The following is a 23,449-nucleotide window of genomic DNA, read 5'->3' as shown; positions in this document are numbered from 1 at the left end:
TACCCTCAACCTTTTATAGGTTGAAGTCTAAATTTGAGAGTTTGATCCTGGCTCAGAATGAACGCTGGCGGCAGGCCTAACACATGCAAGTCGAACGGAGTTATATTGTAGCTTGCTATGATATAACTTAGTGGCAGACGGGTGAGTAATGTATAGGAATCTACCTAGTAGTACGGAATAATTGTTGGAAACGGCAACTAATACCGTATACGCCCTACGGGGGAAAAATTTATTGCTATTAGATGAGCCTATATTAGATTAGCTTGTTGGTAGGGTAATGGCCTACCAAGGCAATGATCTATAGCTGATCTGAGAGGATGATCAGCCACACTGGAACTGAGATACGGTCCAGACTCCTACGGGAGGCAGCAGTGGGGAATATTGGACAATGGGCGAAAGCCTGATCCAGCCATGCCGCATGAGTGAAGAAGGCCTTTGGGTTGTAAAGCTCTTTTAGTGAGGAAGATAATGACGGTACTCACAGAAGAAGTCCTGGCTAACTCCGTGCCAGCAGCCGCGGTAATACGGAGAGGGCTAGCGTTATTCGGAATCATTGGGCGTAAAGGGCGCGTAGGCGGATTAGTAAGTTAAAAGTGAAATCCCAAGGCTCAACCTTGGAATTGCTTTTAAAACTGCTAGTCTAGAGATTGAAAGAGGATAGAGGAATTCCTAGTGTAGAGGTGAAATTCGTAAATATTAGGAGGAACACCAGTGGCGAAGGCGTCTATCTGGTTCAAATCTGACGCTGATGCGCGAAGGCGTGGGGAGCAAACAGGATTAGATACCCTGGTAGTCCACGCTGTAAACGATGAATGTTAAATATGGGAAGTTTACTTTCTGTATTACAGCTAACGCGTTAAACATTCCGCCTGGGGACTACGGTCGCAAGATTAAAACTCAAAGGAATTGACGGGGACCCGCACAAGCGGTGGAGCATGTGGTTTAATTCGATGCAACGCGAAAAACCTTACCACTCCTTGACATGGAAATTATACCTATTCGAAGGGATAGGGTCGGTTCGGCCGGGTTTCACACAGGTGTTGCATGGCTGTCGTCAGCTCGTGTCGTGAGATGTTGGGTTAAGTCCCGCAACGAGCGCAACCCTCATCCTTAGTTACCATCAGGTAATGCTGGGGACTTTAAGGAAACTGCCAGTGATAAACTGGAGGAAGGTGGGGATGATGTCAAGTCATCATGGCCCTTATGGAGTGGGCTACACACGTGCTACAATGGTGGCTACAATGGGCTGCAAAGTCGCGAGGCTAAGCCAATCCCTTAAAAGCCATCTCAGTTCGAATTGTACTCTGCAACTCGAGTGCATGAAGTTGGAATCGCTAGTAATCGTGGATCAGCACGCCACGGTGAATACGTTCTCGGGTCTTGTACACACTGCCCGTCACGCCATGGGAATTGGTTTCACTCGAAGCTAACGACCTAACCGCAAGGAGGGAGTTATTTAAAGTGGGATCGGTGACTGGGGTGAAGTCGTAACAAGGTAGCAGTAGGGGAATCTGCAGCTGGATTACCTCCTTAGGCTTTGCACATAACTTACCATTTTTAATGATGGTGTTGTTATGTGCTATACTGCTGTCTTTACTTCTACTTTATTTTAATTTCCCGATAACGGAATTTTATGAGTGATAGACCTCTTTCTCCACATTTACAAATATATAAAGTACAAGTTACTAGTTTTTTCTCTATTATGCACAGATTGACTGGTATCTTGCTATTCCTTTTATTAATGATACTTTCTTGGTATTTCATATTACATGTTTACTTTCCTGAGTTACTTATAGTAAGGTACTTAAATGCATTATTATTCACTCCTGTTGCTAAATTAGCTTATGTCTTATGTTTTATAAGTTTTGTATATCATTTTCTTAATGGTATTCGTCATTTATTGTGGGATGTTGGGCTTAATTTAGAAATTACTGGCGTTTCAAGGAGTGCTATACTGCTGACAGTAACGCTACTTCTTTCTACTATGGCTTTTTTATTTATGTTTATATGAGTCAATCTGGAAATTCAGTACATCATTGGTGGGTCCAGCGTGTTTCTGCGGTAATTTTACTATTCCTGTTTCCTTGGTTTATCTATTCATTTTCTTGCGCATTTTATACTGATAGCTCTTTGTCTTTTAGTGAAAAATTTATTAATCACCCTTTAGAGCTTTTATTTTTTGTTGTATTGTTGTATTGCATTTTTTGGCACGCAGTTCTTGGAATGCAGGTAGTGTGTGAAGATTATATACACAGCGTATCTCTAAGGATTTTTACAATTACATGCATAAAGTACTTATCAAGCATTACTTATATAGTCCTTGCTTTTACAATCTTTATCTTCTACAGGCATATTTTCTTGTAAAATCACCGGTTCTGTGTTAACATATTATTAACGTACTCATTTTATTATTAAGTTATAGTGATTCTGGTTTAACAATATGCTTGCAAGTCTTACGCTAGGAGTAAGGAGCCTATTTACTTCATCTGAGCCTAGCACAACTTATGTAAAAGACCTTAGAAAGGTAATTACGTATGATAGAAGGAAATGTCAGTACCCAAAAAATTACGATGAAATTGTAAAATCTGGGAAAATTATAGAAGCTAAGAATAGCAAGGATGAGACTATATATAAACTTTTATATGGCGAGGAAGACAAAGATGGAAGACAACCAAGTTTTGATTTAGCTCCTGTTGAAAGCACTGGAAGTAAAGAGAAAAGTGTAAAATTTCACTACTTCACTATTAACTTTTTAGTTGACCCAGATAAAGATGCACGCGAGTTTCGCAGTAGCAATCGTAGTTATTATAGTAAATATTATAAACCATTTGGGTTTTTAAAAATCGATCTTGAAAAACATATTCCAATTTTTGAAGCTGAAAAAACTAAGGATTCTCAATATCCGTTTGAATTAACTAACTCTTCTGTGCTAACTAAAGAGGTAAAAAATAAAGAAGGTAAAGTTCAGGAAGTTGTTGATGAAAAAGGAAGAAATGGAAAATTACTATACACTAGTGATTACAAGAAGCTAAGCACCCATTTTTCAGAAATTAGAGATCAGAATAATAACTTGGAGCTAGATAAAAGTCTTATATCTGTTCCTATTATTTTCGTTGCAAGCTTGGCTAAAGTTTGTACTAAATTGTTGACTTCTCTTCCTATAAAGTTAGGGGAGCATTTAATAAGCAAACAAAACCCAATTGCAAAGTCTTTTGGCTATCTTTTGTTCACCCCTGCGATGGCAGTGAAGAATTCAGTAAATATGGTAGCTACAATACTTAAGGCTCCAATTTTATTGTTTGTAGCAAATGAGAAAAAATATGGTGATGCTTACTTTACTATGTGGAAACACCAATTGAAAGGATGTTGGGAAGAAGCAAAAAGTGACTTTAATGTTATTAAAGGTGGAGAAAGAGAAGCAGAACAAAAAGAAAAGCGCCCTAATCTCGATACAATTATAGGTACATGGGATGAGCTTGACGCTAGAAGGCCAGGTATTGAAAAAGGCTTGGAGAAGCCGTCAAATAAAAGTAGTGAAAGTATAGATAAATCTAGAGAACCAGGTGTTGGAAAAAGCTTAAATAATGAAAGCATAGCTGAGTCTAGAAAAAAGGCTATTGCTCAGGAGAAATTGAGCAACCATGCTGATAAAGTACTAAGCAAACGAAATTCATTGCAAGATGAAAGAATTCAATCATCTTCTCGCTAGTTAGCCATTACTCTGCTGAATATCTACTCTCTATCTTAACTATTCCACAACAAAAACTTGCATGCATTTTGCCCTCGGTATAAGATATTAATTAAATAATTAATATCTTAACTAAATGCGTCCTGTAATATTGTGTGGTGGTAGTGGCAGTAGACTTTGGCCTTTATCTAAGCCAAAGCAATTTCAGAAAATATTTAGTCAGAACACTATGTTTCACAACACTTTGTTGAGGCTAAAAAGTAGTTATATGCCACCCATAATTACCACAAATATACAGTACGAGTCGTTAGTGAAGAAGGAGTTGCATGCGCTGCGAGAATATAAAGTGATTTTCGAACCAGTGAAAATTGGAACAGCAGCGGCGATATTAATTGCTGCACTTCTCTGCAATGAAAACGAGACAATGTTAATTCTGCCTTCAGATCATTTCATAGGCGATTTAAATAATTTTTATGCTTCTATTGAGAAAGCGTCTAAGTTAGCCTCTGAAACTAACTCTATAGTAACTTTTGGGGTTAAGCCTCATGAATTCAATTCTGAATACGGCTATATAAATGCAGTATATGATCAGAAAGAAAAATGTCATATAGTGAAAGATTTTACAGAAAAACCCGAGCGTAAGTTAAGTAACGATCATTATTGGAACTCTGGAATATTTGTATTTAAAGCAAAACGCTACATAGATGAGATCAAAAAATCTGCCCCGAATCTTTACAATTCATGTTTTGCAAGTGTGAAACATTTCACACCGCAAGAGAGATTTCTATATTTAAAACAACGAGATTTTGCAGGAATTGAAGGCATATCTATTGATTACTTGGTAATGGAAAAAGCAAAAAACGTTGCAATGATAGAAGCTAATTTCGATTGGTTGGATGTTGGAACTTGGAATTCAGTTTTAGAATTGAGTGAGAAGTTTAGTAAAGAACCGGCATCATTTCAGCAAGTAACCAGAAAAAAAGAACCAGTGTCAGTTACTTGGGTGGCAGAAAGTAATGCAAAGAATTTATTAAGTGGAGCTTGTAAGCAACTAAACAAAAGCCTAATTTCATTTATTCATAAAGTTAAGGAAGTAAAGGCGATAAGAAAAGAAGTTAAACCATGGGGATTTTGTAGTATAATTTTAATGAGCGAAAATTTTCTTATAAAATATCTTTTTATAAATCCATTAAGCTGCACTTCTAAGCAATTTCATCACTATAGAGATGAATGCCATATAGTGCTATCAGGAGTTGGGTATGTTAGTTTAGAAGACAAAGAATATGCTATAGCAAAAGACCATATGATAGAAATCCCAAGGGAAGTTTCCCATAGGATTGAAAATAGAAGCACAAGCTCTCCACTTGAAATAGTTGAATTTCAGATAGGAGAGCATTTATCTGATAATGATATAGTGAGATTGGATGATGTATATGGAAGAATATGGTAACGCCATAAATGCATTTGTTGGCAATTTATAATATGGGTATAGCTTCTTTATGTAAAAAATAATATTTACTAAATCTTAATATTTTAAACCTATACCCATATTTTAATAAATAATGAGTTGTAATTAATATGAAGGATCCATTTAAAAGTGACAATTATAGAGAAAATCTCGGTTTCCTTAAAGAAGCTATAAAAGCAAGAGATGAGTTAGTAACTATTAGACATTATAATAAAACGGTAAGGGATTTATCTCAGGCATTAAAGCGTTTTACAGATAAGGCAGAAGATGTAGCTAAGTTTGTTATACGTGGTGACTCAATTGATTATGTAAAATCGATGAATGGAAGGCCATCAATTCTTAAGATATTAAAGGGAATATTGAATAGAATCTTTGGAAGAAATGTTCCAGTTAAGAATATAAGTAGTTTTATTGATAAATTACCTCCTCCTACTTCAATGACAATCTTTGAATATCTAGAGGCTTGTCGTAAAATTTCAGGTTTGGAGCAAGTTGAAAGAGGAAATATTGCAATAGCTCCAGAAAAGCCAGAACGCAGTTTTCTAAAAGAAGATAGACAAGTGGATGTTAATTATAATGATTCAGGCCATGGAAATTCATTAGATGAAAAGCCTGGATACAAAGAGATATCAAATTATCAAGAGAAGAAGAGTAAAATTTTGACAGAAAATTCACAAAGTTCAAAATCGTCTAAAGAAGAGCCAATTTATGCAACAGTTCCTAAAAAACATATAGAAGCAAAAAGAGAACTTAAACAAAAACAACAATCTAAACCTCCAATATTGCCAAAACCATCAATAGCACTCCCATTGCCAAAAAAAATGTTTGCTGCTGGTCAAGAAGTTAGACAAAAACCAAAAGTAGTAGGAACTGTTCCTAAATCAACTAAAGATAAACCTGAATTACCACCAAAACTTAAAAATTTAGGTCATACTGATCAAAAATCAAGCACAAAGCTAGAAATGGTAGTATCTTCTATGGAAAAAGATAAACCTAAATTACCACCAAAACTTAAAAATTTAGGTCATGCTGATCAAAAATCAAGCACAAAGCTAGGAATGGTAGTATCTTCTATGGAAAAAGAAATTAATTATAATATCGATATTAAAGTACAAGAGATAAGAAAAAAATTCAAACAAAATCAAGCAAAAGAAAATCCTAATGCGCAAACTATTGAAAGCAGGACTACTCCTGTTGCACAAGTGAATATAGATGTGGAGAAAAAAACTAGGCCATCACCAAAAGTTGCTTCCCAATCTCGCTTATTTCCAATGGGGGATGAAATATCTCAGATGAATCTCTTATCAGCAAAATCTGATCCGAGACCTCATGTTAGCAAAAGAGCTCTTCTCACAGATGTAAATGTAAAGCAAATAGTTGTACAATTTGAAAATTATGGAAGGAAAGAATCATAACTTATTGAATAAACCCAATAATATTCTTGATTTCTTTTATGTTATAGAAGCACAAGCTCTCCACTTGAAATAGTTGAATTTCAGATAGGAGAGCATTTATCTGATAATGATATAGTGAGGTTGGATGATGTATATGGAAGATTTTGAAATTCTAATGTTAAAGATACTCTATAAGTCTACTAAATTTAAGGAAGCAAAAATCTCTAGTTTTCAAATAAAGAAAAGTCTACAATTATACGAAGTTTCAAAAATATAATGTTTAACCTCAAAATATTTTGTAATGTCCATTGCCTTTGAAATTACTATGGCTGCTTGCTATTTGCGAGCGAAAAATGCCAGATTTTGCTCTATAATGACTTTGTTCTCTATTATCGGCATTGCCCTTGGAGTTGCAACACTAATAGTGGTGATGTCTGTGATGAACGGATTCAGAGCAAAGTTGCTTGACTCAATACTTGGCATTGATGGCCATATTAACGTTTATTTTGATAGGAACATAAATTCAGATTACTACGCAGTTTCAAAATCTATTGAGAGAATTCCTGGTATATTAAAAGCTACTCCTATGACCAATGATCAAGTCATTATTGCAGCAAATGGTAAAATTGCAGGTAGCGTAGTGCGAGGTGTGTCAACTAAAGACTTGCTTGATAGTACTGCCGTTACAAATAATGTAATTATAGGTGATGTAAAAAAATTTGATGAAGGGATAATAATAGGAGCACGATTGGCAGAAGCTTTGAACATTGACTATGGCGACGAAATTACGTTTATATCATCTGAAGAATTTGATGCATTACTTGGTGAAATGCCGCGAATGAAAAAATATAAAGTTATAGCAATATTTGATATGGGTATGTTTGAGTATGATAATACCTTGATATATATGCCTCTAAAATCAGCACAAGCCTTTTTTAATTATGAAAATAGCATAAAAAATATAGAAGTACTTGTAGACGACGTTACTAGAGCTGATAAGCTGGCAGATGCTATAGAAAAAGAAATAGGAATGGAAGCTGAAAGTTGGCAATCACAGCAAAGCCATTATTTTAGTGCTTTAAAAACTGAAAGAAATGTGATGTTTTTAATTCTTACTTTGATTATAGTTGTAGCAGCGTTTAATATTATCTCAAATTTAATGATGATAGTGCAAGAAAAGAAATCCGCGATTGCAATTATGCGTACATTTGGTGCAACAAGTGGAAGCATTATGCGCATATTTTGTGCTTGTGGTCTATTAATCGGTTTTACGGGAACTTGTCTTGGCTGTATTATAGGTGTCGTTTTTTCTCTCAATATCGAAAGCATTAGAGTGTTTTTAGAAAACATTACTAACGTCAAGCTGTTTGATCCTATGATATACTTTTTTTCAAGTTTACCAATGATATTAGTTCCTCAAGATGTAGTGAACATTTCTGCACTTGCATTATTCTTATCATTTTTAGCGACAATTGCTCCTGCATTACAGGCAGCTGCACAAGATCCTGCGGAGATATTACGTTATGAATGATACTCAGCAAAAGTACATAGGTTGGTTCTTAATTGTATTGTTATTTACCGGTTACATCACAATAAATAACATAATCTTTTTAAAAATAAATCAGCAAGAGAGTGAAAATAACGTGAAAACTTTAATGGAAGGCATGGATGAGCTTAGAATGTTACTTGAAGTTAATCAATCTAGAACGGAAAAAAGGATATTTGACTTAAAGAGAAGTCAGCATACTCAGTGTGAGCAAGGTGATAATAATTCAAGATGTAAGAACCTTGCAAAATTGCTGTTACTTGTGATTAAAATGAAGAATTCGTTATTGCGAGAAGCAAAATTTGATAACCATATAAATTCAATAAAGCCTTTGATATCAGAGCTTGATGATCCAGAGATAGAAAATGCAGTAAATGAATTGGAAAGTTTGAAAGAGGTAGATACTTTACGTGAGTTGAAGTTATCTTTTGAGAAGACCATTGCTGTTATTAACTACAATAAAAGTACATTGTCTAAAAAAATCATTTCAAACTGGATTAGAATACAAGATAAAAATGACCCATTAAGGGCAAAATTCGCAGAAATTGAGGAGTCAATAAACGATAATGATTGGCAGAGCATAGCTACTACAATAGGAGATTTAGCACACCCAGAATTCAAGCCATGGCTGAATAAATTGAATGGTCTTATTGTAGCTTCTAAGAATATTTCAACAATATATCATCACTTATTACAATATATCTCATGATTTATTTTATAATTTTCGCTTTTTCGTTTTTATTTGGCATATGGGTCAAGGTAAGTGGTGAAGTAATAAAATTAGAATTAGGCAATTACACTATAAGTATTGATCTATATTTCATTATTTTTACTTGTGTAGTTTTGTTATTTTTATTAATTACACTTGTACGCTTTTTTTCCTCCATTTCATCAACATTTGCCAACATAAGAAATAGAAGAAGGGATAGGGAAGAATTGCTTCTCTTTGAAGCTTTCTTTAGCATAGACTTAGACAATATAGAGAACGCCCAAAAGGTAGTTAAAAGTCTAAATGAGAAGAGCGATAGGTTGTCTTTAATAAAGCTCTTTAACTCAGGTAAGACGGGAAATTACAGCTTTTTCAGTAATGGTTTAACAGACATTGTAAATAAAAATCGTAACTTAGCTCTACTTCTAGCCAATAAGCTAATTGTTTACCTCAAACAAGAAAAGGTAGTCTTTCAAAAATTTATAGAATATTGCTCTAGCTCAATCAACGATAAAATGCTATCTATTCCCTTTCAAATAGAGCATTGCATATTGAAAGAAGATTGGATTAATGCAATTTTGAGATTAAAGGAAGCAGTTAAGTTCAATATTTTTCTTCCCTTTGACCATAAAGAAATGTTTGCAGTTTTTTATTGTGCTTTGGCAAAACAATATGAAAGTAAAGGGGATTTTAAAGGGGCTATAAAGTCTTTATTCAGAGCACAAAGTTATTATGCAACTTTTCGGCCCATCAATTATTTAAAGGCAGAATTATATATTAAACTTGGAAAAATCAGAAAAGCTTCTGCAGTGCTAGAGATAGAATATGCAGTAAATCCTACTCCTCAGTCAGCTAGAATGTACATCAATTTAAATAGTAAAGGTGCTGAAAGACTATACAACTTACGCCCTGATTATTATTTTAGTTACTGTTTACTTGCTTTGTCCTCAATGAGTTCAGGTAAATATGATCTTGCAAGTCAATATTTAGACACTGCTATCAAAAAAGCTAATTACATGTCAATCTACTTTATTGTAATACAGCTCAAGGTTACATTGCAAGAACACGACAAGGTAATTTATTGGCTAAACAAGATGGGCTCAGAAGCTTTGCCTGATCCAGGCTGGAAGTGTAAAAATTGTAACAGAGAACTAAAGCAATGGGATCATAAGTGTTCAAGTTGTAATAGTTTTAATTGTATTTATTATGTATTATAAGATTCCACAAAGTGTGATGGTATAGAAATTACCATTAGGCTACTTTCACATTGATATTGCTGAAGTTAGAACACTTTCTTAATATAATCCTTATCTTCAAACAATAAACCTGCAAGTTTCTTAGTTAGACTTGGTTTTAATGTCAAAAAAACTTGCTTTTAGACACTAACAGTTATATATTTTTAATAAATAGAGTTGTATACAAAATGAAGAGCTTAAAGGAATTATCCTTAAGAATTAAGAATATTAGGTCTGTCCAGAAAACCACGAAAATAATGCAAATGGTTTCTGCAGCAAAGTTATTACAAAGCCAAAAGAAATTATCAAATTCAAAATTATATATATCTAAGCTGCATAGCATTATTTCTTCATTAATGCTATCAGTTGATCAAAAATTACTGGCAAAAATTCTAAATGTCAGTAACGACAATTCTTATCTAGTATTCATTGTTGCGTCTGATCGTGGCTTATGCGGCAACTTTAACTCTTCTATTGTCAAATTTAGTCAAAATAAGTTAATCGCAAATGGCAAAAAAGTAGATATTGTATTTCTTGGTAAAAAAGCTTTTGATGTAGGTAAAAATAGATTTGACTCTAAAAGTATTTTAAAAATTGAAAATAGTAAGGGAATCACGTTAAAGCACGTAGAAGCTTTGGTTGATGGTATAGATTTAAGTAAATACGATAAAGTTAAAGTTTTTTATAGTAAATTCTATAATACCTTCACGCAAAAACCAATGTTGGAAACAATAAAACCATGGAGTGAAGACTCATCCTTGATTGACAACTCTCTGGCTGGTCCAACAATAGATTACGGCTATGAGTATGAACCACAAAATATTGAATTTATTTTAAAATCTTTGGTTCAAGATTACGTTGTAATTGCTCTTTACTCTGCTTTGCTTGAAAGTGCAACAAGTGAGAATAGTGCTAGAATGGTTGCTATGGAATCAGCAAACAGAAACACTAAAGAGATGCTGAACAAACTAGCATTGCTTTATAATCGTTCTCGTCAAGCAGCAATTACAACTGATTTAATTGAAGTTATAGGTGGTGCAGAGTCTTTATAAAAATCTAAGGAATAGAAAATGAATATATTAAATATTGCAGCAGATATCACTAAATTAATAAAAAAGCAGAATCAAGACGCGGAAGTTACAATATATGAGACTAATAAAACTTCAGTTTCTCAGCGTCTATCAAAAATTGAGCAAATATCACAATCTAAAAATTGCACTGTAGGAATCAGAGCTATAGCAGGTAAAAACAAAGCTGCGTATATTTCTACAAACGATTTGAATAATCTTAGTGATACGGTAAGCCAAGTGGTAGAAATGGCAAAGAATGCGCCAGAAGATCCTTGCATTAATTTTGCTGTAAATGGTAGTAATTATATCTCTTCTGCAGATTTAAGTATCTCAGATAATAATGTTGTAACCGTTGATAACCTAAAAGAAATTGCTGAAGCTGCAGAAAATTCAGCCCTTGCACATAAGAGTATCACTAATTCTGAAGGAGCCTCTTCTTCATACGCTTTAGTGAATACAGTATTATCGACTGTTTCTGGTTTTATTGGCTCGTTTAGTAAATCAACCTTTGCTAATCAGGTCTCTGTTGTTGCTGGAAGAGAAAGTGAAATGAAGGTTGGTTACGATTATGATATAGCATGTAATTTTAGTGATTTAAAGTTGCCAGAGTTAATAGGAAAAGAAGCAGCAAAAAGAGCAGTTGATCAATTGAATTCACGTACAATTAAAACTGGTAAATTTCCAGTTATTTTTGGAAAAAGAGCAGCAAAAGGGCTAGTAAAAAGTTTTGCTTCTGCTATAAATGGGAGCAGTATTATAAGCAACAGTTCTTTCTTGAGGGGTAGTTTAAACGCTCAGATTTTCAACGATAGAATTAATATTATCGATGACCCGTTGTTGCCAAGAGGCATAGCATCGAGACCATTTGATGGAGAAGGGATAACTAGCAAAAAAAATATATTTGTAAAAAACGGAATATTACAAAATTGGATTTTAGACTTATACTCGGCTAAAAAATTAGACTCAGAAACAACCGGAAGTGCAACTCGTGCAAGTAATGCTGCAGTTATTCCTGCAGCTAGTAACTTCTATATTGAGAATGGTAATGTATCGTTTGAAGAATTAATTCAGGAAGTGAAAAAGGGAGTATATGTAACTGATTTATTTGGTTTTGGTATCAATTTAATCAATGGTGATTACAGCCAAGGCGCTTCCGGATTTTTTATAGAAGATGGAAAAATAACGTATCCAATACATGAGATTACCATTGCTAGCAATTTGAAGGATATGTTTAGCAATTTAGTCGTTGCAGATGATCTAACTTTTTGTGGGCAATTTAATTCACCGACAATTAAAGTTAGCGAAATGACGGTTGCAGGTTCGCTTAACGATTAAAAAATTTATTTGCATCAAGTACAACAATTGTGTATTATTGTCATGTAATGTTAAGAATAGACTATGGAGTATAAAGGTTTAGTTTCAATAGCTAAGCTTAAAGCATTCTCAATCGTAATTTCAAAGTTTTTCATCACATTAGTAATATTAGTTAATAATTTAGGAGTTGTTTAAATGGAATTTGGTAATGTAAAATGGTTTAATGCCGAAAAAGGCTATGGTTTCATCAAGCCAGAAGGTAAAGGGGGTGATGTTTTTGTACATATTAGCACATTGGAACGTTCAGGAATAAGACCTGAGACACTTAAAGGAGAGAATAAAGAGAAGGGAATAAAAGGAGAAAGGGTGAGTTATGAGGTTAAAGAGGAGCGCGGTAGAAACGGAGAAGATAAAAAATCTGCAATAAATTTAAGATTGGAAGATTAATCTATTATGAAATCTTTTAACAGGATTAACGTATTGTGAATAATTTTCATGAGATGGGTCTACCAGCTTCGCTTACACAAGCTCTAGATAAAAATAATCTTTTCGTCCCAACTCCGATTCAAATACAAGCGATTCCCTTAGCGCTACAAGGTAAAGATATTCTCGGATCTGCTCAAACGGGAACTGGAAAAACTTTGGCATTTGCTATTCCGTTGGTTGCTAAGTTGCTGAATGAGCCTAACGCTGGTTCAGCTTTAGTCATTGTGCCAACCAGGGAGCTTGCGCATCAGGTAACAAATGAGATAAAAAAACTCTTATTTCAAAATTCTGCACTAAGGGTCGCTTTGCTGATAGGTGGTGAGCCTATTTTTAGGCAGCTAAATCAGCTTCAGAAAAAACCACAAATTGTAATAGGTACTCCTGGTCGTATTATAGACCATATTGAGCGTAAAACTTTGATTACTCGCAATGTTAGCGTTCTTGTGCTTGATGAAACGGATCGTATGTTTGATATGGGCTTTGGAATTCAAATTGAAGGGATCATGAAATATCTGCCAAAAATACGGCAGACTCTTATGTTTTCTGCAACTCTTCCTAGTGATATAGTTAAACTTACTGAGAAGTACCTTAATCGACCAGAACGTATTTCTGTTGATTGTGAGACTACAACTTCTGTAAAAATTAAGCAAGAAATTGTTTATGCATCAGAATCAGAAAAATATGAAAAGCTTGTTACACAACTATGTCAGCGCGAAGGATCAATCATTATCTTTGTCAAAACAAAGCAAGGAGCGGATCAGCTAGCTAGCAGATTGCACAAAGATGACTATAGCGCTTTAGCAATTCATGGTGATTTAAGGCAGCACAAGCGCGAAAGGGTCATTAATTCTTTTCGTCGTGGCCATAATCAAATCATGGTTGCAACAGATGTTGCTTCTCGCGGCCTTGATATTCCCCACATTCAACATGTTATCAATTATGATGCACCACAATCGCAAGCTGACTATATTCATCGTATAGGTAGAACTGCACGCGCTGGAGCTGAAGGGTATGCGCTATCTTTTGTTACACCTCAAGATAAGAGAAGACTGCCTGCACTGGCAGACAAAGAAGGAGAGCCAAATTTTGATTGTAGTGTGCAATTTAAAAAACGTAACAGCAAAAAGGTCTTTAAAAGGCCAAGTACGTTAAAGACTAAATACGGTAGAAAAAAGATCAATGCATTTAAGAAGAAAAGCAGAGTACTAGAAAAAGCGTATTAAATAGGATTTACCTACAACTTGATAAGCGTAAAACTCGTCATTCCGCTACTCATTAGCGGAATCTATGCTGAGATATCGCGGTGCTATGACGTAGATCCATAGTGGGGATTCAAATTGGCTACAGCGAACTCCTGGATTTCAATTTTTTTAATAATTGTGTGCTATTCATTATATATGAGTTCCCACTTTTAAAGAGAATAGAAGATGATTTCCAAAAACTTAGAGGCAAGTTTGAATAGAGCGCTACTCATTGCTTCTAATTTTAATCTAAAATATGCGAAAGTAGAACATTTATTGCTGGCGTTAACTAAAGACGTGGACGTAAATTACGTTTTATCAAGATGTAATATCAGAGCCGATGAAATCATCAATATGGATAACATTCTATCAAGATGCAATATTAAGGCTAATGATTATAATAATAATATAAAAGGGTTTTTACAAAGCAGTTCTGAATTGATTATCAGTGGAGTTAAACCTAGCTCAATGTTTCAATGCATAATACACAGAGCAATAATACGGGCTCATAGCTTGGGGAAAAAAGAAATAAATGGAGCAAGTGTTCTAGTAGAAATTTTGTCTGGGCAAGATTTCTACGTTGAAGATCTATTGCAGAAACAAAGTGCGAAAGATTCCAATTTGATTTACCATATATCTAATATGAAATACTCTAACGATATAGATGAATACACCACCAATCATAAAGTAAAACTTGATAAAAATAATGACGCTCCTACTACAGTAAATAAAGGTGAGCTACTAAAAGATGAGGAAATTCTACAAAGTTATTGTAAAAATTTAAATGACTATGCAAGAAGCAAAAAAATAGATTATGTTATTGGTCGTGATTATGAATTAAATCGCACTATAGAAATATTATTGAGGCGTAGAAAAAACAACCCTTTATATGTTGGAGACCCAGGTGTTGGCAAAACAACAATAGTTGAGGGTTTGGTATTGAAGATCATTGAAGGCAGTGTTCCGAGTGCGCTCAGGTCCAGTGTAATTTATGCTTTGGATTTAGGATCACTCCTTGCAGGGACACGCTACAGAGGTGATTTTGAAGAGAGAATAAAATCTATAATAAAAGCGATTGAGGCAAAACCAGGTGCTATCCTTTTTATTGACGAAATACACACTATCATTGGAGCAGGTTCTACAAGTGGTAGCTTTCTTGATGCAGGTAACCTACTCAAACCTGCGCTTGCAAGAGGTACACTGCGTTGTATAGGTGCAACTACATATAGAGAATACAGCACTAGTTTTGAAAAAGATAAAGCACTAGCGAGAAGGTTTCAAAAAATTAATGTTAAAGAATCTTCTGTTAATGAAACGATAAAGATACTAGATGGTATAAAGCACTACTATGAAGGGTATCATGGAGTATATTATACAAAGAATGCCATTAGGTCTGCGGCTGAACTTTCGCATAAGTATATTACTGGGCGAATATTACCTGATAAAGCGGTTGATGTTATTGATGAGGCAGGAGCATATTGTAAATTGCTAAGAAACAGGGGTAAAATTGTAAATAGTAGAGATATTAAGAATACCATTACTAGAATTACAAATGTGCCTTGCGGATCTGAATCTGATGATTTGCAGAAAGTAAAGTCTTTAAAAGCTAATCTAGAGAAGGTGATTTTTGGCCAAGAGCAGGCAATAGAATCTCTTGTTAGTTCTATTAAAATTGCTAAATCTGGGTTGAGAAATTACAATAAGCCTTTAGCAAATTATCTTTTTGCAGGGCCAACCGGTGTTGGTAAAACCGAGCTAGCAAAACAATTAGCAGAAAGCATGGGCATGAATCTTATACGCTTTGATATGTCCGAATACATTGAATCTCATACGATATCAAGGATGATTGGTTCTCCTCCTGGATATGTAGGTTATGATCAGGGTGGATTACTCACAGAGTCTGTATCTAACAATCAATATAGTGTTGTGTTGCTTGATGAAATTGAAAAGGCCCATAGCGATATCTATAATATATTGCTACAAATTATGGATTATGGTTGTGTTACAGACACTTACGGACGTAAAGTTAACTTTTCCAATATAATTTTAATTATGACAACTAATGCAGGAGCAGTTGAACGCAGCAAAAGTTTTGTTGGCTTTGGGCATAAAAATTTTAACATTGGTGATAGTGAAAAAGCGATAGAACAGGTTTTTAGCCCTGAATTTCGTAATCGTCTTGATGCGATTATTTCTTTTTCTGACTTAAGTACGGATGTGATTTTGCATATTGTGGACAAATTTGTCCTAGAACTGAAAAAGCAACTGACGCAAAAAGGCATAAACTGCTTGGTAGAGGATGAAGTGAAATCTTATCTTGTACAAATGGGTTATAGTAAAGAAATGGGAGCACGTCCGATAGAGAGACTTATTGAAAAAGAGATAAAAAGTTACTTAGCGGAAGAAATACTGAATCGTAAATTAACAAAAGGAAAGAAATTAAGAATTTATATGAATAAAGTAGCAAATAAAATTGCTTTTGATATAGTTTAAAATCCTTGTATTGAACTTCATCTTTGTTACAATTTATAACTTAAATTTAATTTGAATTATAGTGATAAGTGATAAAGTAAAACAAGTTCTAAGCTACTACGAAAGTGAAAACCCCGGGGTAAAAGCAAACCTTACTCGTATTCTCATGCATGGAAAGCTTGGTGGCACTGGCAAGTTAGTGATTCTGCCTGTAGACCAAGGGTTTGAGCACGGGCCAATAAAAAGCTTTGAAGTTAATCCCGATGCTTATGACCCACATTATCATTTTCAGCTTGCGGTTGATTCGGGAGTAAGTGCATATGCTGCTCCACTTGGTATGATTGAAGCTGGTGCTTCGACTTATGCTGGAATGCTCCCACTTATTTTGAAACTTAATAGTTCCAACTCCTTACATTCAAAAAATCTGACTTCTGATCAAGCAATAACCTCTTCTGTGAAAGATGCGCTGCGTTTGGGCTGCTTGGCTGTTGGATTTACTATATATCCTGGTTCTGCCAAGTGTTTTGATATGATGGAAGAAGCTCGTGAAATCGTAGCTGAAGCCAAATCTTATGGGCTTGCAGTAGTGCTATGGTCTTATCCACGTGGTGAAGGAATTTCCAAAGAAGGTGAAACAGCAGTTGATGTTATTGCCTATGCTGCGCACATAGCAGCTTTACTTGGCGCTAATATAATCAAAGTAAAGCTTCCAACTAGATATTTGGAAAAAGAAAAGATAGAAACAGAAAATATTGAATCATTATCTAAAAGAATTGAATATATTAAAAAATCTTGCTTTGCAGGGAAAAGAATAGTAGTTTTTTCTGGTGGCGAATCGAAGGAAGTAGATGACATATGCAATGAAGCGAAAGAAATTAAGCAGGGAGGTGGTAATGGTTCAATCATTGGACGTAACACTTTTCAACGCAAAAGGGAGGAAGCTTTATCTATGCTAAAAGATATAATGGATATCTACACATAAAAAACGGCTGGGTGGCAGAATGGCTTATGCGGAGGACTGCAAATCCTTTTATACCGGTTCAATTCCGGTCCCGGCCTCTTTCATTTTCTATATCTTGTAAAAGTTGCTCAATTCAACAGTAGCTTTAAGTGTGTAACCTATAGAGAAAATTATTCATAAGTAAAATCAATTCTTTTTAAGTTATGGTTATACTCTTATAGCGTTTCATGGTAAAAAATAAACTAAAAATAAGCAAAGTGTTTTACAAAATGATATTACGTAATTTATTGTTTTTACTGCCGCCTGAAGTTGCTCACTCTTTGGCAATCATGGCATTAAAGAAAATACCTTATAAGAATCCTATAGAGCTACCAGAATCTTTGAGTGTGAATTTTTTTGGTAATAAGCTCAGAAGCCCCGTAGGCTTGGCTGCAGGTTTTGACAAAAATGCAGAAGTTATAAAGCCTATGCTTTCATTTGGTTTTGGGTTTATTGAAACTGGTACTGTAACTCGTAATCCACAATATGGAAACAAAAAACCAAGAATTTTTCGGTTAATTAAAGATCAAGGGGTAATTAACAGATTGGGATTTAACAATAAAGGAATAGACTATTTTCTTAAACAAATAGATGAAACCAAGCTTGATGACTGCATTTTTGGTATAAATATAGGAAAAAATAGTGCATCGAAAGACCAAATCCGTGATTATGTTGATTTAATAAAGATGGTATATGGAAAAAGCAATTATATAGTGCTGAACATCTCATCCCCAAACACGCCTAATTTACGCAATCTGCACAATAAGCAAGAATTATCGGAATTGTTGAAATCCATCCGGAAATCAATTGATAATTCTAAATCCATACCAATAATATTAAAAATCTCACCAGATATAGATCAGCAAACGAAAGAAAATATCGCTGAGCTTGCGTTGGAATATAAGATTGACGGATTAACAGTAAGCAACACTACGGTAAGTAGAGATAATCTGCATTCCCACCACAACGAAAGTGGCGGATTGAGTGGCAAACCACTGTTCAAACTTTCAACCGAGTTATTGGGCGATATGTACAAATTTACTAAGGGCAAAATATTATTGATAGGGTGCGGAGGAATCTCAAGTGGTGCTGATGCATATAAAAAAATAAAGGCAGGAGCCTCTTTAGTGCAACTGTACACTGCTCTCATATACCAAGGGCCTCAAGTTGTGGATAAAATCAATCTGGAACTTGCAGAATTAGTAAGAAGGGATGGATTTAGTAACATTAGTGAGGTGGTGGGTTGTATACATTAATTTTGAAAGTTGTTGATATTATTTTAGTAAAACTAAACTAATTCTCTGATATAAAGGTGTGGTAGGAAGTGCTTTTCTTTTAAACAATGGGTATGAAAAATTTGAATGATGCAATATCTAAAATCATTGATTATAAATTTACAAATTATGCAATATTAGAAGAGGCACTAACTCACCCAAGCGTAAATAAAAGGAATAGCAAAAACCAGATTGTAAGCTACGAAAGACTAGAGTTTTTGGGCGATAGTGTTTTGAATATGGTCGTATCTGCCACACTGTTTAAACTATTTCCTGAAGAAAAAGAAGGAGCATTGGCAAAAAGAAAGACGGATTTAGTTTGTGGCAACACCATTGCTAATGTTGCTAAAGAAATAAAATTAGGCAGCTTTATCATTATGAATAATAGTGAACGCTGCAATGGAGGAAGATGTAACCTAAAAAATTTAGAAAACTCGCTTGAAGCACTAATAGGTGCAATTTATATTGATGGCGGGCTTGAAAATGTTGAAAAATTTATTATCCAATATTGGGAAAAGCTAGCTAAAAGTATGCTTGACCCCCCTCAAGATCCTAAAACCTCACTGCAAGAGTGGACTCAGAAAAGCAAATTGCCTTTACCAGAATATGAGCTTGTAAAACAAACTGGACCAGCACACAATCCTGAATTTACTATATCAGTTTGCATAGAAGATTATGGTAAAGTTTCTGCATGCGCTTCTAGTAAGAAGATTGCTGAACAAAAAGCTGCTGAGTTGATGCTAGAAAAAATTGGAAAAAACGCTTCAGTTTAGGCAAAATAGGCATTAATGTAAGTTTTAAGGAAGCTAATAGCGTTTAGGGGAAATGGTCAATTTAAGGAGAAGCATAGTATTATTCATAAAAAAGTTGATCTACCAAAAATTAAGCCTTATGTGGTGGAATATCAATGGCCGTTGTTGGAGATGCGGAAAAAAAAGAAGTAGCAAGTTACCAAAAGGTGTTATGCCAGATACATTTGGTCCAAGAGTTGTTTTGTGAAGTTGACAGAGTCAAGGAGAATGAAAGTTTTAAAAAATAGCATATTTTTTAATTATAAAATTTAATATTAACTGATATAGCTAACCCAAGAAAGGTTTTCCTACGTCATACCGCCGCGGTATCTCAGCATAGATTCCGCTAACAAGTAGCGGAATGACGAATTTTTGTTTTTCAAATTATCGGTAAATCTAAGTCAGTTTAGCTATATTATCTCTCACACTGCTTAGCTGAACAGATACCATAAAAGATAGCTAGAAAGCAATTGCACTTGCAGCAAATTTCAAGATACAAGCTTCTGTATTTATTTTAAATTAAAAAAAGCTCAAGAAAAATAAAGTCAATTTTTGGTATCTGTTCAGCAGAGTGGCAAAATAAGGTAGACGAGAAAAGACAACTATAGGAACAAATGGGTGTCATGCCAGTGCGTGACACTGGCATCCAGTCCTTTCGCACAGTTCCATCAAAAACGTTGTAAAGGATTAACCGCTTTCGTGTTTACCAACTTAGTGCCCAATCTGGATCCCAGTGTCAAGCACTGGGATGACAAGAAAGGGAGCACTGGATTTTTGTTTCAGTATTTGTACATTAGCCATGCATCTGAACAGATACAATTTTTGACGTCCCAAATATTACAGAATGTAGTTGGTTGATTGAGTAAAAACCAGTGAACGGTCAGGTTAAAACATGTTTTTAAATTTTTGCCAAAATCCTGGTTTATTATCATTAACCTTTGTAAATGTTATATTTAAACTGTATTTCGGATCATTTGGCACGTCGTATTTTATGCTAAATGTTGAAACTTTATCGTTATTGTAAATATGCACATCATCATATGATAGCTTTGTTGTGTAACACTTTACATGCTTTTGCTTATCATACACTAAATCGCCTGACTCCCTTTCTAGTTCCACAAATTTCGTTTTTTTCTGACATTCCTTTATTTTTATTAAATCCTTATCTAGTGATATTGAAACTGGCAGCGTATTTCCAGCGTATTCTTTAGCTAAAAGTTCACTTTGAGGATACATTTTTATTTCCCTGCCAAAATGTGAGTCTATGAAATTATTGCTCCAAAATTTATCGCCAGAATGTACGTATTCGTCAGTAGCATACGGTACACCACCATAACTGCATTGAACTTTATAATCTCCAACACCGTTGTTTTGAAAAAAATCGTGAATGGCAGTGTAGCTACCGGCAGCATCATTTATGTAATCCATTACTTTATTCCTTAAACTTTTGGTTTATTATATCATAATCATTATGCCAATCAATCAAAAAAGCTCTTCCTTGCTGTTTTTAGAGCTGATTTTAAGCAAGTGCTCTTGATTAGTTGGGAGCATATTTATAAGATTGTGACATTCGTGCCTCCCAGTTTTTCACATACTGCTGAATCAATTCAGGATAATCTGTAATAATTAATAAATTTTCAGCATTTCCTTTTTTAGCTGTCTTACTCAGGTTAAACGACCCTGTGATAACTTTTTGATTATCAACAATCATTATCTTATTATGAGCAATTTTTGGCTTATCATCGATCCAAACTGGTACTCCACCTGAAAATAATTCATTTATAACACTATATTTTGAGTAGAGTTGCGATTTATCTAAAATGACTTTAACATCAACGCCACGTTCTTTAGCATTGATCAAAGATTTTGCAATTGTTCCAAGAGTAAATGTATATTCTTGAACTAGGATAGATTTTTTAGACTGATCTATTACGCTGATTATCGGCATAGCACAATCTTCTCCAGGTGAAAAGCAAACCGTAGCTTTTGGGCAGGGCGAAAATATAAAACCCGCATAGTAATACAGAGAAAAACACATTAACAAGAATAAAAAGTGAAAAAGCCTCACAACAACCCACCCCAGGATATACGGCGATAGGCTACATCATAATTTAATCACCTGTCAATAGACTTCTTGCATAACCATATAACAAACTTTTATTGGGAATAGAAACGAAAAAACTTACTTGACACCCTTTGCCAGCCCCCTTATCATAAAACTGAAGGTATTCAGTTATCTTCATCTGTGCAGATTAAACAGCAAAAAAACAACGTAGTTGGCGTCTTATTTTTAATTTTTTGCACTATGTGCACCTTATGTCTTCACAACATTTCTAGGTTTTTACCTATATAAGCTGAAACGCGCTTATAAGTCGTTTAAGACAGTATAGTACGCCAATTTGAAGGATTAGAGAGTGAACACTAATTACCACGGGGTTTCTTTTGCCTTTTTTTCTGCTTAGTAAATTTCTTAAACATTTTAGCTAAGGTTAGTTGCACTTAAAAGCAGCTAAATTGCAGTGTTTAAGACTTAAAAAACGCCAAATACTGAAAATAGACAATGACCAGGGCTTCCTTTGCCTTTTTTTTTGTTTGGTAAATTTCTTAAACATTTATAGCTAAACGACAACCGTCATCCCGCTGCTTGTTAGCGGGATCTATGCTAAGAGATACCGCGGCGGTATGACGGTTCGTGGTGGGATGACGGTTCGCGGTGGCATGACGTAGGACTGCTGTCATTCCAGTCTGGAATCCAGCTTTTGATCGAAAATGTTGTATAGTGCACAATCAATTTTTCTGGATTCCAATGTCTGGGCACTGCCGTCTTGGATGGAAACCAGTGTCAGCTACTTGAATGACGAGAAAGGAGCTACTTGGATGACAAGAAAGTGGGCACTGGAATCTACCGTCTTAAGAGTCAAGATAAAAATTGTTATTTTTTATCATGGCATTTAAACAAACGATAATTTTTCTCATGACAGCAACTAATGCAACCTTAGCAGCTTTGCCAGAATCAACCAAACGCTGCTTTCATTTTTCTGTTGTGGCGCATAGCAACAAGAGCTGACATGTATAGTGCTTTCCTTGCATCTCCTTTGATTTGAGCTTTGCCAACTTTTCTTCCACTTTCGCTAGTTTTAGGTGCAACTCCAACCAAGCATGCAATTTCTCTATTCTCTAATCTACCAAACCTCTGTCAGTAGAACGCTCGCCGTCTTTGACCCAATACCTTTATAGCTGATTAAAAGCTCATTTTTTCCTTTCAATTCAGCTATCACGTCTTCTATGTCTTGCCTAATTTCCTTCAATTGTTTTTCAGCAAACTCTATCTGTCTTTCTATATATTCTCTAGCTTTTCCCGTTGCATTTTGCAGACGACACTTATTTGCATGATTTAAATTACGCTCAACTGCTCCTAGCTCCTTTAATTCTTCTTGCTTTTGTACATCCTTTTACTTCACCGTCTTTACTGATAAATTCAGCGTATTTTTCCAGTAATTTAGCATCCAATTTGTCAGTTTTTGCGAAGTGATTGCAAGCTTTGGCAAATGCATATACCCGATTCGGGTGAGCTTTATGGACAGTTATCTTGTAACAATTTTGCAACGAGTTTTTCGTAGCCGCCGGTTTACACATAACTTGATGGGTAAATCGACTATATTTGTTTCTATAAACTTAGATATAGCATCATTCATGTTTGCTATGCGCTTATGCTTGCCATTAATTCAATGTTCCCTTGGAAACATCTACTCCCATAAAAT

23 protein-coding genes, 1 tRNA gene, 1 rRNA gene and 1 pseudogene are annotated in these 23,449 nt (G+C 34.9%); 19 read left to right on the top strand and 7 right to left on the bottom strand.

The features are described 5' to 3' along the window. The first annotated feature begins 29 nt into the window (after positions 1 to 29). The 19 genes and pseudogenes from ABWU69_RS06685 to ABWU69_RS06595 form a co-directional block, all read left to right on the top strand. Positions 30 to 1,533 (top strand): 16S ribosomal RNA (locus tag ABWU69_RS06685). 100 nt (positions 1,534 to 1,633) lie between these two features. Further along, entirely contained in the window at positions 1,634 to 2,011 is a 378-nt protein-coding gene (gene sdhC / locus ABWU69_RS06680; RefSeq protein WP_010963112.1) for a succinate dehydrogenase, cytochrome b556 subunit, read from the top strand. Then, positions 2,008 to 2,364 (top strand): succinate dehydrogenase, hydrophobic membrane anchor protein, encoded by a 357-nt coding sequence (gene sdhD, locus ABWU69_RS06675; protein ID WP_265025874.1) that lies wholly within the window; start codon positions 2,008 to 2,010, stop codon positions 2,362 to 2,364. Before sdhC ends, sdhD begins: the two co-directional genes overlap by 4 nt. A 76-nt stretch (positions 2,365 to 2,440) precedes the next feature. After that, entirely contained in the window at positions 2,441 to 3,709 is a 1,269-nt protein-coding gene (locus ABWU69_RS06670; RefSeq protein WP_265034990.1) for a hypothetical protein, read from the top strand. 115 nt (positions 3,710 to 3,824) lie between these two features. After that, a complete protein-coding gene (locus tag ABWU69_RS06665) occupies positions 3,825 to 5,138 on the top strand; it encodes a sugar phosphate nucleotidyltransferase (protein ID WP_265034991.1) in 1,314 nt (437 codons plus the stop codon). Positions 5,139 to 5,266: 128 nt separating this feature from the next. Next, a complete protein-coding gene (locus ABWU69_RS06660) occupies positions 5,267 to 6,571 on the top strand; it encodes a hypothetical protein (protein WP_265034994.1) in 1,305 nt (434 codons plus the stop codon). Between the two features lie 280 nt (positions 6,572 to 6,851). Beyond that, complete coding sequence (locus tag ABWU69_RS06655) at positions 6,852 to 8,081, top strand: lipoprotein-releasing ABC transporter permease subunit (RefSeq protein ID WP_265034996.1); 1,230 nt, start codon at positions 6,852 to 6,854, stop codon at positions 8,079 to 8,081. Next, positions 8,074 to 8,805, top strand: coding sequence for a hypothetical protein (locus ABWU69_RS06650; RefSeq protein ID WP_265034998.1), 732 nt, complete (start codon positions 8,074 to 8,076; stop codon positions 8,803 to 8,805). The genes ABWU69_RS06655 and ABWU69_RS06650 overlap by 8 nt, the downstream gene beginning before the upstream one ends. Beyond that, positions 8,802 to 10,022, top strand: coding sequence for a heme biosynthesis protein HemY (locus ABWU69_RS06645; RefSeq protein WP_265035000.1), 1,221 nt, complete (start codon positions 8,802 to 8,804; stop codon positions 10,020 to 10,022). The genes ABWU69_RS06650 and ABWU69_RS06645 overlap by 4 nt, the downstream gene beginning before the upstream one ends. Positions 10,023 to 10,228: 206 nt before the next feature. After that, on the top strand, positions 10,229 to 11,092 hold the full coding sequence (gene atpG, locus ABWU69_RS06640; protein ID WP_265035002.1) for an ATP synthase F1 subunit gamma: 864 nt from the start codon (positions 10,229 to 10,231) through the stop codon (positions 11,090 to 11,092). 18 nt (positions 11,093 to 11,110) lie between these two features. Continuing rightward, complete coding sequence (locus ABWU69_RS06635) at positions 11,111 to 12,445, top strand: TldD/PmbA family protein (protein ID WP_265035004.1); 1,335 nt, start codon at positions 11,111 to 11,113, stop codon at positions 12,443 to 12,445. A gap of 174 nt (positions 12,446 to 12,619) precedes the next feature. After that, positions 12,620 to 12,871, top strand: a complete 252-nt coding sequence (locus tag ABWU69_RS06630; RefSeq protein ID WP_064124857.1) for a cold-shock protein — start codon at positions 12,620 to 12,622, stop codon at positions 12,869 to 12,871. A gap of 35 nt (positions 12,872 to 12,906) precedes the next feature. Then, positions 12,907 to 14,133, top strand: coding sequence for a DEAD/DEAH box helicase (locus ABWU69_RS06625; protein WP_353285107.1), 1,227 nt, complete (start codon positions 12,907 to 12,909; stop codon positions 14,131 to 14,133). 204 nt (positions 14,134 to 14,337) lie between these two features. After that, positions 14,338 to 16,644 (top strand): AAA family ATPase, encoded by a 2,307-nt coding sequence (locus ABWU69_RS06620; protein WP_265035006.1) that lies wholly within the window; start codon positions 14,338 to 14,340, stop codon positions 16,642 to 16,644. 64 nt (positions 16,645 to 16,708) lie between these two features. Next, positions 16,709 to 17,605, top strand: coding sequence for a class I fructose-bisphosphate aldolase (locus ABWU69_RS06615; protein ID WP_253309992.1), 897 nt, complete (start codon positions 16,709 to 16,711; stop codon positions 17,603 to 17,605). 5 nt (positions 17,606 to 17,610) lie between these two features. Further along, positions 17,611 to 17,682: transfer RNA gene (locus tag ABWU69_RS06610), tRNA-Cys, on the top strand. A gap of 129 nt (positions 17,683 to 17,811) precedes the next feature. Then, a complete protein-coding gene (locus ABWU69_RS06605) occupies positions 17,812 to 18,879 on the top strand; it encodes a quinone-dependent dihydroorotate dehydrogenase (protein WP_353285106.1) in 1,068 nt (355 codons plus the stop codon). Positions 18,880 to 18,971: 92 nt separating this feature from the next. Next, positions 18,972 to 19,670 (top strand): ribonuclease III, encoded by a 699-nt coding sequence (gene rnc / locus ABWU69_RS06600; protein ID WP_265035009.1) that lies wholly within the window; start codon positions 18,972 to 18,974, stop codon positions 19,668 to 19,670. Positions 19,671 to 19,751: 81 nt separating this feature from the next. Beyond that, a pseudogene (locus tag ABWU69_RS06595) lies at positions 19,752 to 19,887 on the top strand (IS66 family transposase); the annotation flags it as partial. 686 nt (positions 19,888 to 20,573) lie between these two features. Here ABWU69_RS06595 and ABWU69_RS06590 read toward each other — a convergent pair. The 7 genes from ABWU69_RS06590 to ABWU69_RS06560 all read right to left on the bottom strand — a co-directional run bounded on the left by ABWU69_RS06590 (position 20,574) and on the right by ABWU69_RS06560 (position 23,324). Next, on the bottom strand, positions 20,574 to 21,116 hold the full coding sequence (locus ABWU69_RS06590; RefSeq protein ID WP_265035012.1) for a hypothetical protein: 543 nt from the start codon (positions 21,114 to 21,116) through the stop codon (positions 20,574 to 20,576). 109 nt (positions 21,117 to 21,225) lie between these two features. Continuing rightward, positions 21,226 to 21,756, bottom strand: coding sequence for a phospholipase D family protein (locus ABWU69_RS06585; RefSeq protein WP_265025859.1), 531 nt, complete (start codon positions 21,754 to 21,756; stop codon positions 21,226 to 21,228). A gap of 43 nt (positions 21,757 to 21,799) precedes the next feature. Further along, positions 21,800 to 21,931 carry a hypothetical protein gene (locus ABWU69_RS06580; protein ID WP_265035013.1) on the bottom strand — a complete coding sequence of 44 codons (132 nt, stop codon included), beginning with the start codon at positions 21,929 to 21,931 and terminating at the stop codon, positions 21,800 to 21,802. Between the two features lie 361 nt (positions 21,932 to 22,292). Then, entirely contained in the window at positions 22,293 to 22,475 is a 183-nt protein-coding gene (locus ABWU69_RS06575; protein ID WP_353285105.1) for a hypothetical protein, read from the bottom strand. Positions 22,476 to 22,701: 226 nt separating this feature from the next. After that, positions 22,702 to 22,845, bottom strand: coding sequence for an IS110 family transposase (locus ABWU69_RS06570; protein ID WP_265025857.1), 144 nt, complete (start codon positions 22,843 to 22,845; stop codon positions 22,702 to 22,704). 25 nt (positions 22,846 to 22,870) lie between these two features. Beyond that, the gene (locus ABWU69_RS06565; protein WP_265025856.1) at positions 22,871 to 22,996 is read right to left on the bottom strand and encodes a hypothetical protein; all 126 of its coding nucleotides are present in this window, start codon (positions 22,994 to 22,996) and stop codon (positions 22,871 to 22,873) included. Between the two features lie 97 nt (positions 22,997 to 23,093). Further along, positions 23,094 to 23,324: a hypothetical protein gene (locus ABWU69_RS06560; protein WP_265034407.1), complete on the bottom strand. Its 231-nt coding sequence runs from the start codon at positions 23,322 to 23,324 to the stop codon at positions 23,094 to 23,096. Positions 23,325 to 23,449: the final 125 nt, after the last annotated feature.

Origin of the sequence: Wolbachia endosymbiont (group A) of Beris morrisii, from assembly GCF_964028185.1 — a bacterium.
Taxonomy (GTDB): domain Bacteria; phylum Pseudomonadota; class Alphaproteobacteria; order Rickettsiales; family Anaplasmataceae; genus Wolbachia.
This window is presented reverse-complemented; position numbering and strand designations above follow the sequence as displayed.

What these genes read in the sequence shown, in the direction of transcription:
- ABWU69_RS06580 (WP_265035013.1), bottom strand. Translation starts at nt 21,931, where the DNA reads ATGAAGATAACTGAATACCTTCAGTTTTATGATAAGGGGGCTGGCAAA.
- ABWU69_RS06670 (WP_265034990.1), top strand. Translation starts at nt 2,441, where the DNA reads ATGCTTGCAAGTCTTACGCTAGGAGTAAGGAGCCTATTTACTTCATCT.
- ABWU69_RS06655 (WP_265034996.1), top strand. Translation starts at nt 6,852, where the DNA reads ATGTCCATTGCCTTTGAAATTACTATGGCTGCTTGCTATTTGCGAGCG.
- atpG (WP_265035002.1), top strand. Translation starts at nt 10,229, where the DNA reads ATGAAGAGCTTAAAGGAATTATCCTTAAGAATTAAGAATATTAGGTCT.
- ABWU69_RS06635 (WP_265035004.1), top strand. Translation starts at nt 11,111, where the DNA reads ATGAATATATTAAATATTGCAGCAGATATCACTAAATTAATAAAAAAG.
- ABWU69_RS06620 (WP_265035006.1), top strand. Translation starts at nt 14,338, where the DNA reads ATGATTTCCAAAAACTTAGAGGCAAGTTTGAATAGAGCGCTACTCATT.
- ABWU69_RS06660 (WP_265034994.1), top strand. Translation starts at nt 5,267, where the DNA reads ATGAAGGATCCATTTAAAAGTGACAATTATAGAGAAAATCTCGGTTTC.
- ABWU69_RS06630 (WP_064124857.1), top strand. Translation starts at nt 12,620, where the DNA reads ATGGAATTTGGTAATGTAAAATGGTTTAATGCCGAAAAAGGCTATGGT.
- sdhC (WP_010963112.1), top strand. Translation starts at nt 1,634, where the DNA reads ATGAGTGATAGACCTCTTTCTCCACATTTACAAATATATAAAGTACAA.
- ABWU69_RS06665 (WP_265034991.1), top strand. Translation starts at nt 3,825, where the DNA reads ATGCGTCCTGTAATATTGTGTGGTGGTAGTGGCAGTAGACTTTGGCCT.
- ABWU69_RS06560 (WP_265034407.1), bottom strand. Translation starts at nt 23,324, where the DNA reads ATGTGTAAACCGGCGGCTACGAAAAACTCGTTGCAAAATTGTTACAAG.
- ABWU69_RS06650 (WP_265034998.1), top strand. Translation starts at nt 8,074, where the DNA reads ATGAATGATACTCAGCAAAAGTACATAGGTTGGTTCTTAATTGTATTG.
- sdhD (WP_265025874.1), top strand. Translation starts at nt 2,008, where the DNA reads ATGAGTCAATCTGGAAATTCAGTACATCATTGGTGGGTCCAGCGTGTT.
- rnc (WP_265035009.1), top strand. Translation starts at nt 18,972, where the DNA reads ATGAAAAATTTGAATGATGCAATATCTAAAATCATTGATTATAAATTT.
- ABWU69_RS06605 (WP_353285106.1), top strand. Translation starts at nt 17,812, where the DNA reads ATGGTAAAAAATAAACTAAAAATAAGCAAAGTGTTTTACAAAATGATA.
- ABWU69_RS06590 (WP_265035012.1), bottom strand. Translation starts at nt 21,116, where the DNA reads ATGGATTACATAAATGATGCTGCCGGTAGCTACACTGCCATTCACGAT.
- ABWU69_RS06645 (WP_265035000.1), top strand. Translation starts at nt 8,802, where the DNA reads ATGATTTATTTTATAATTTTCGCTTTTTCGTTTTTATTTGGCATATGG.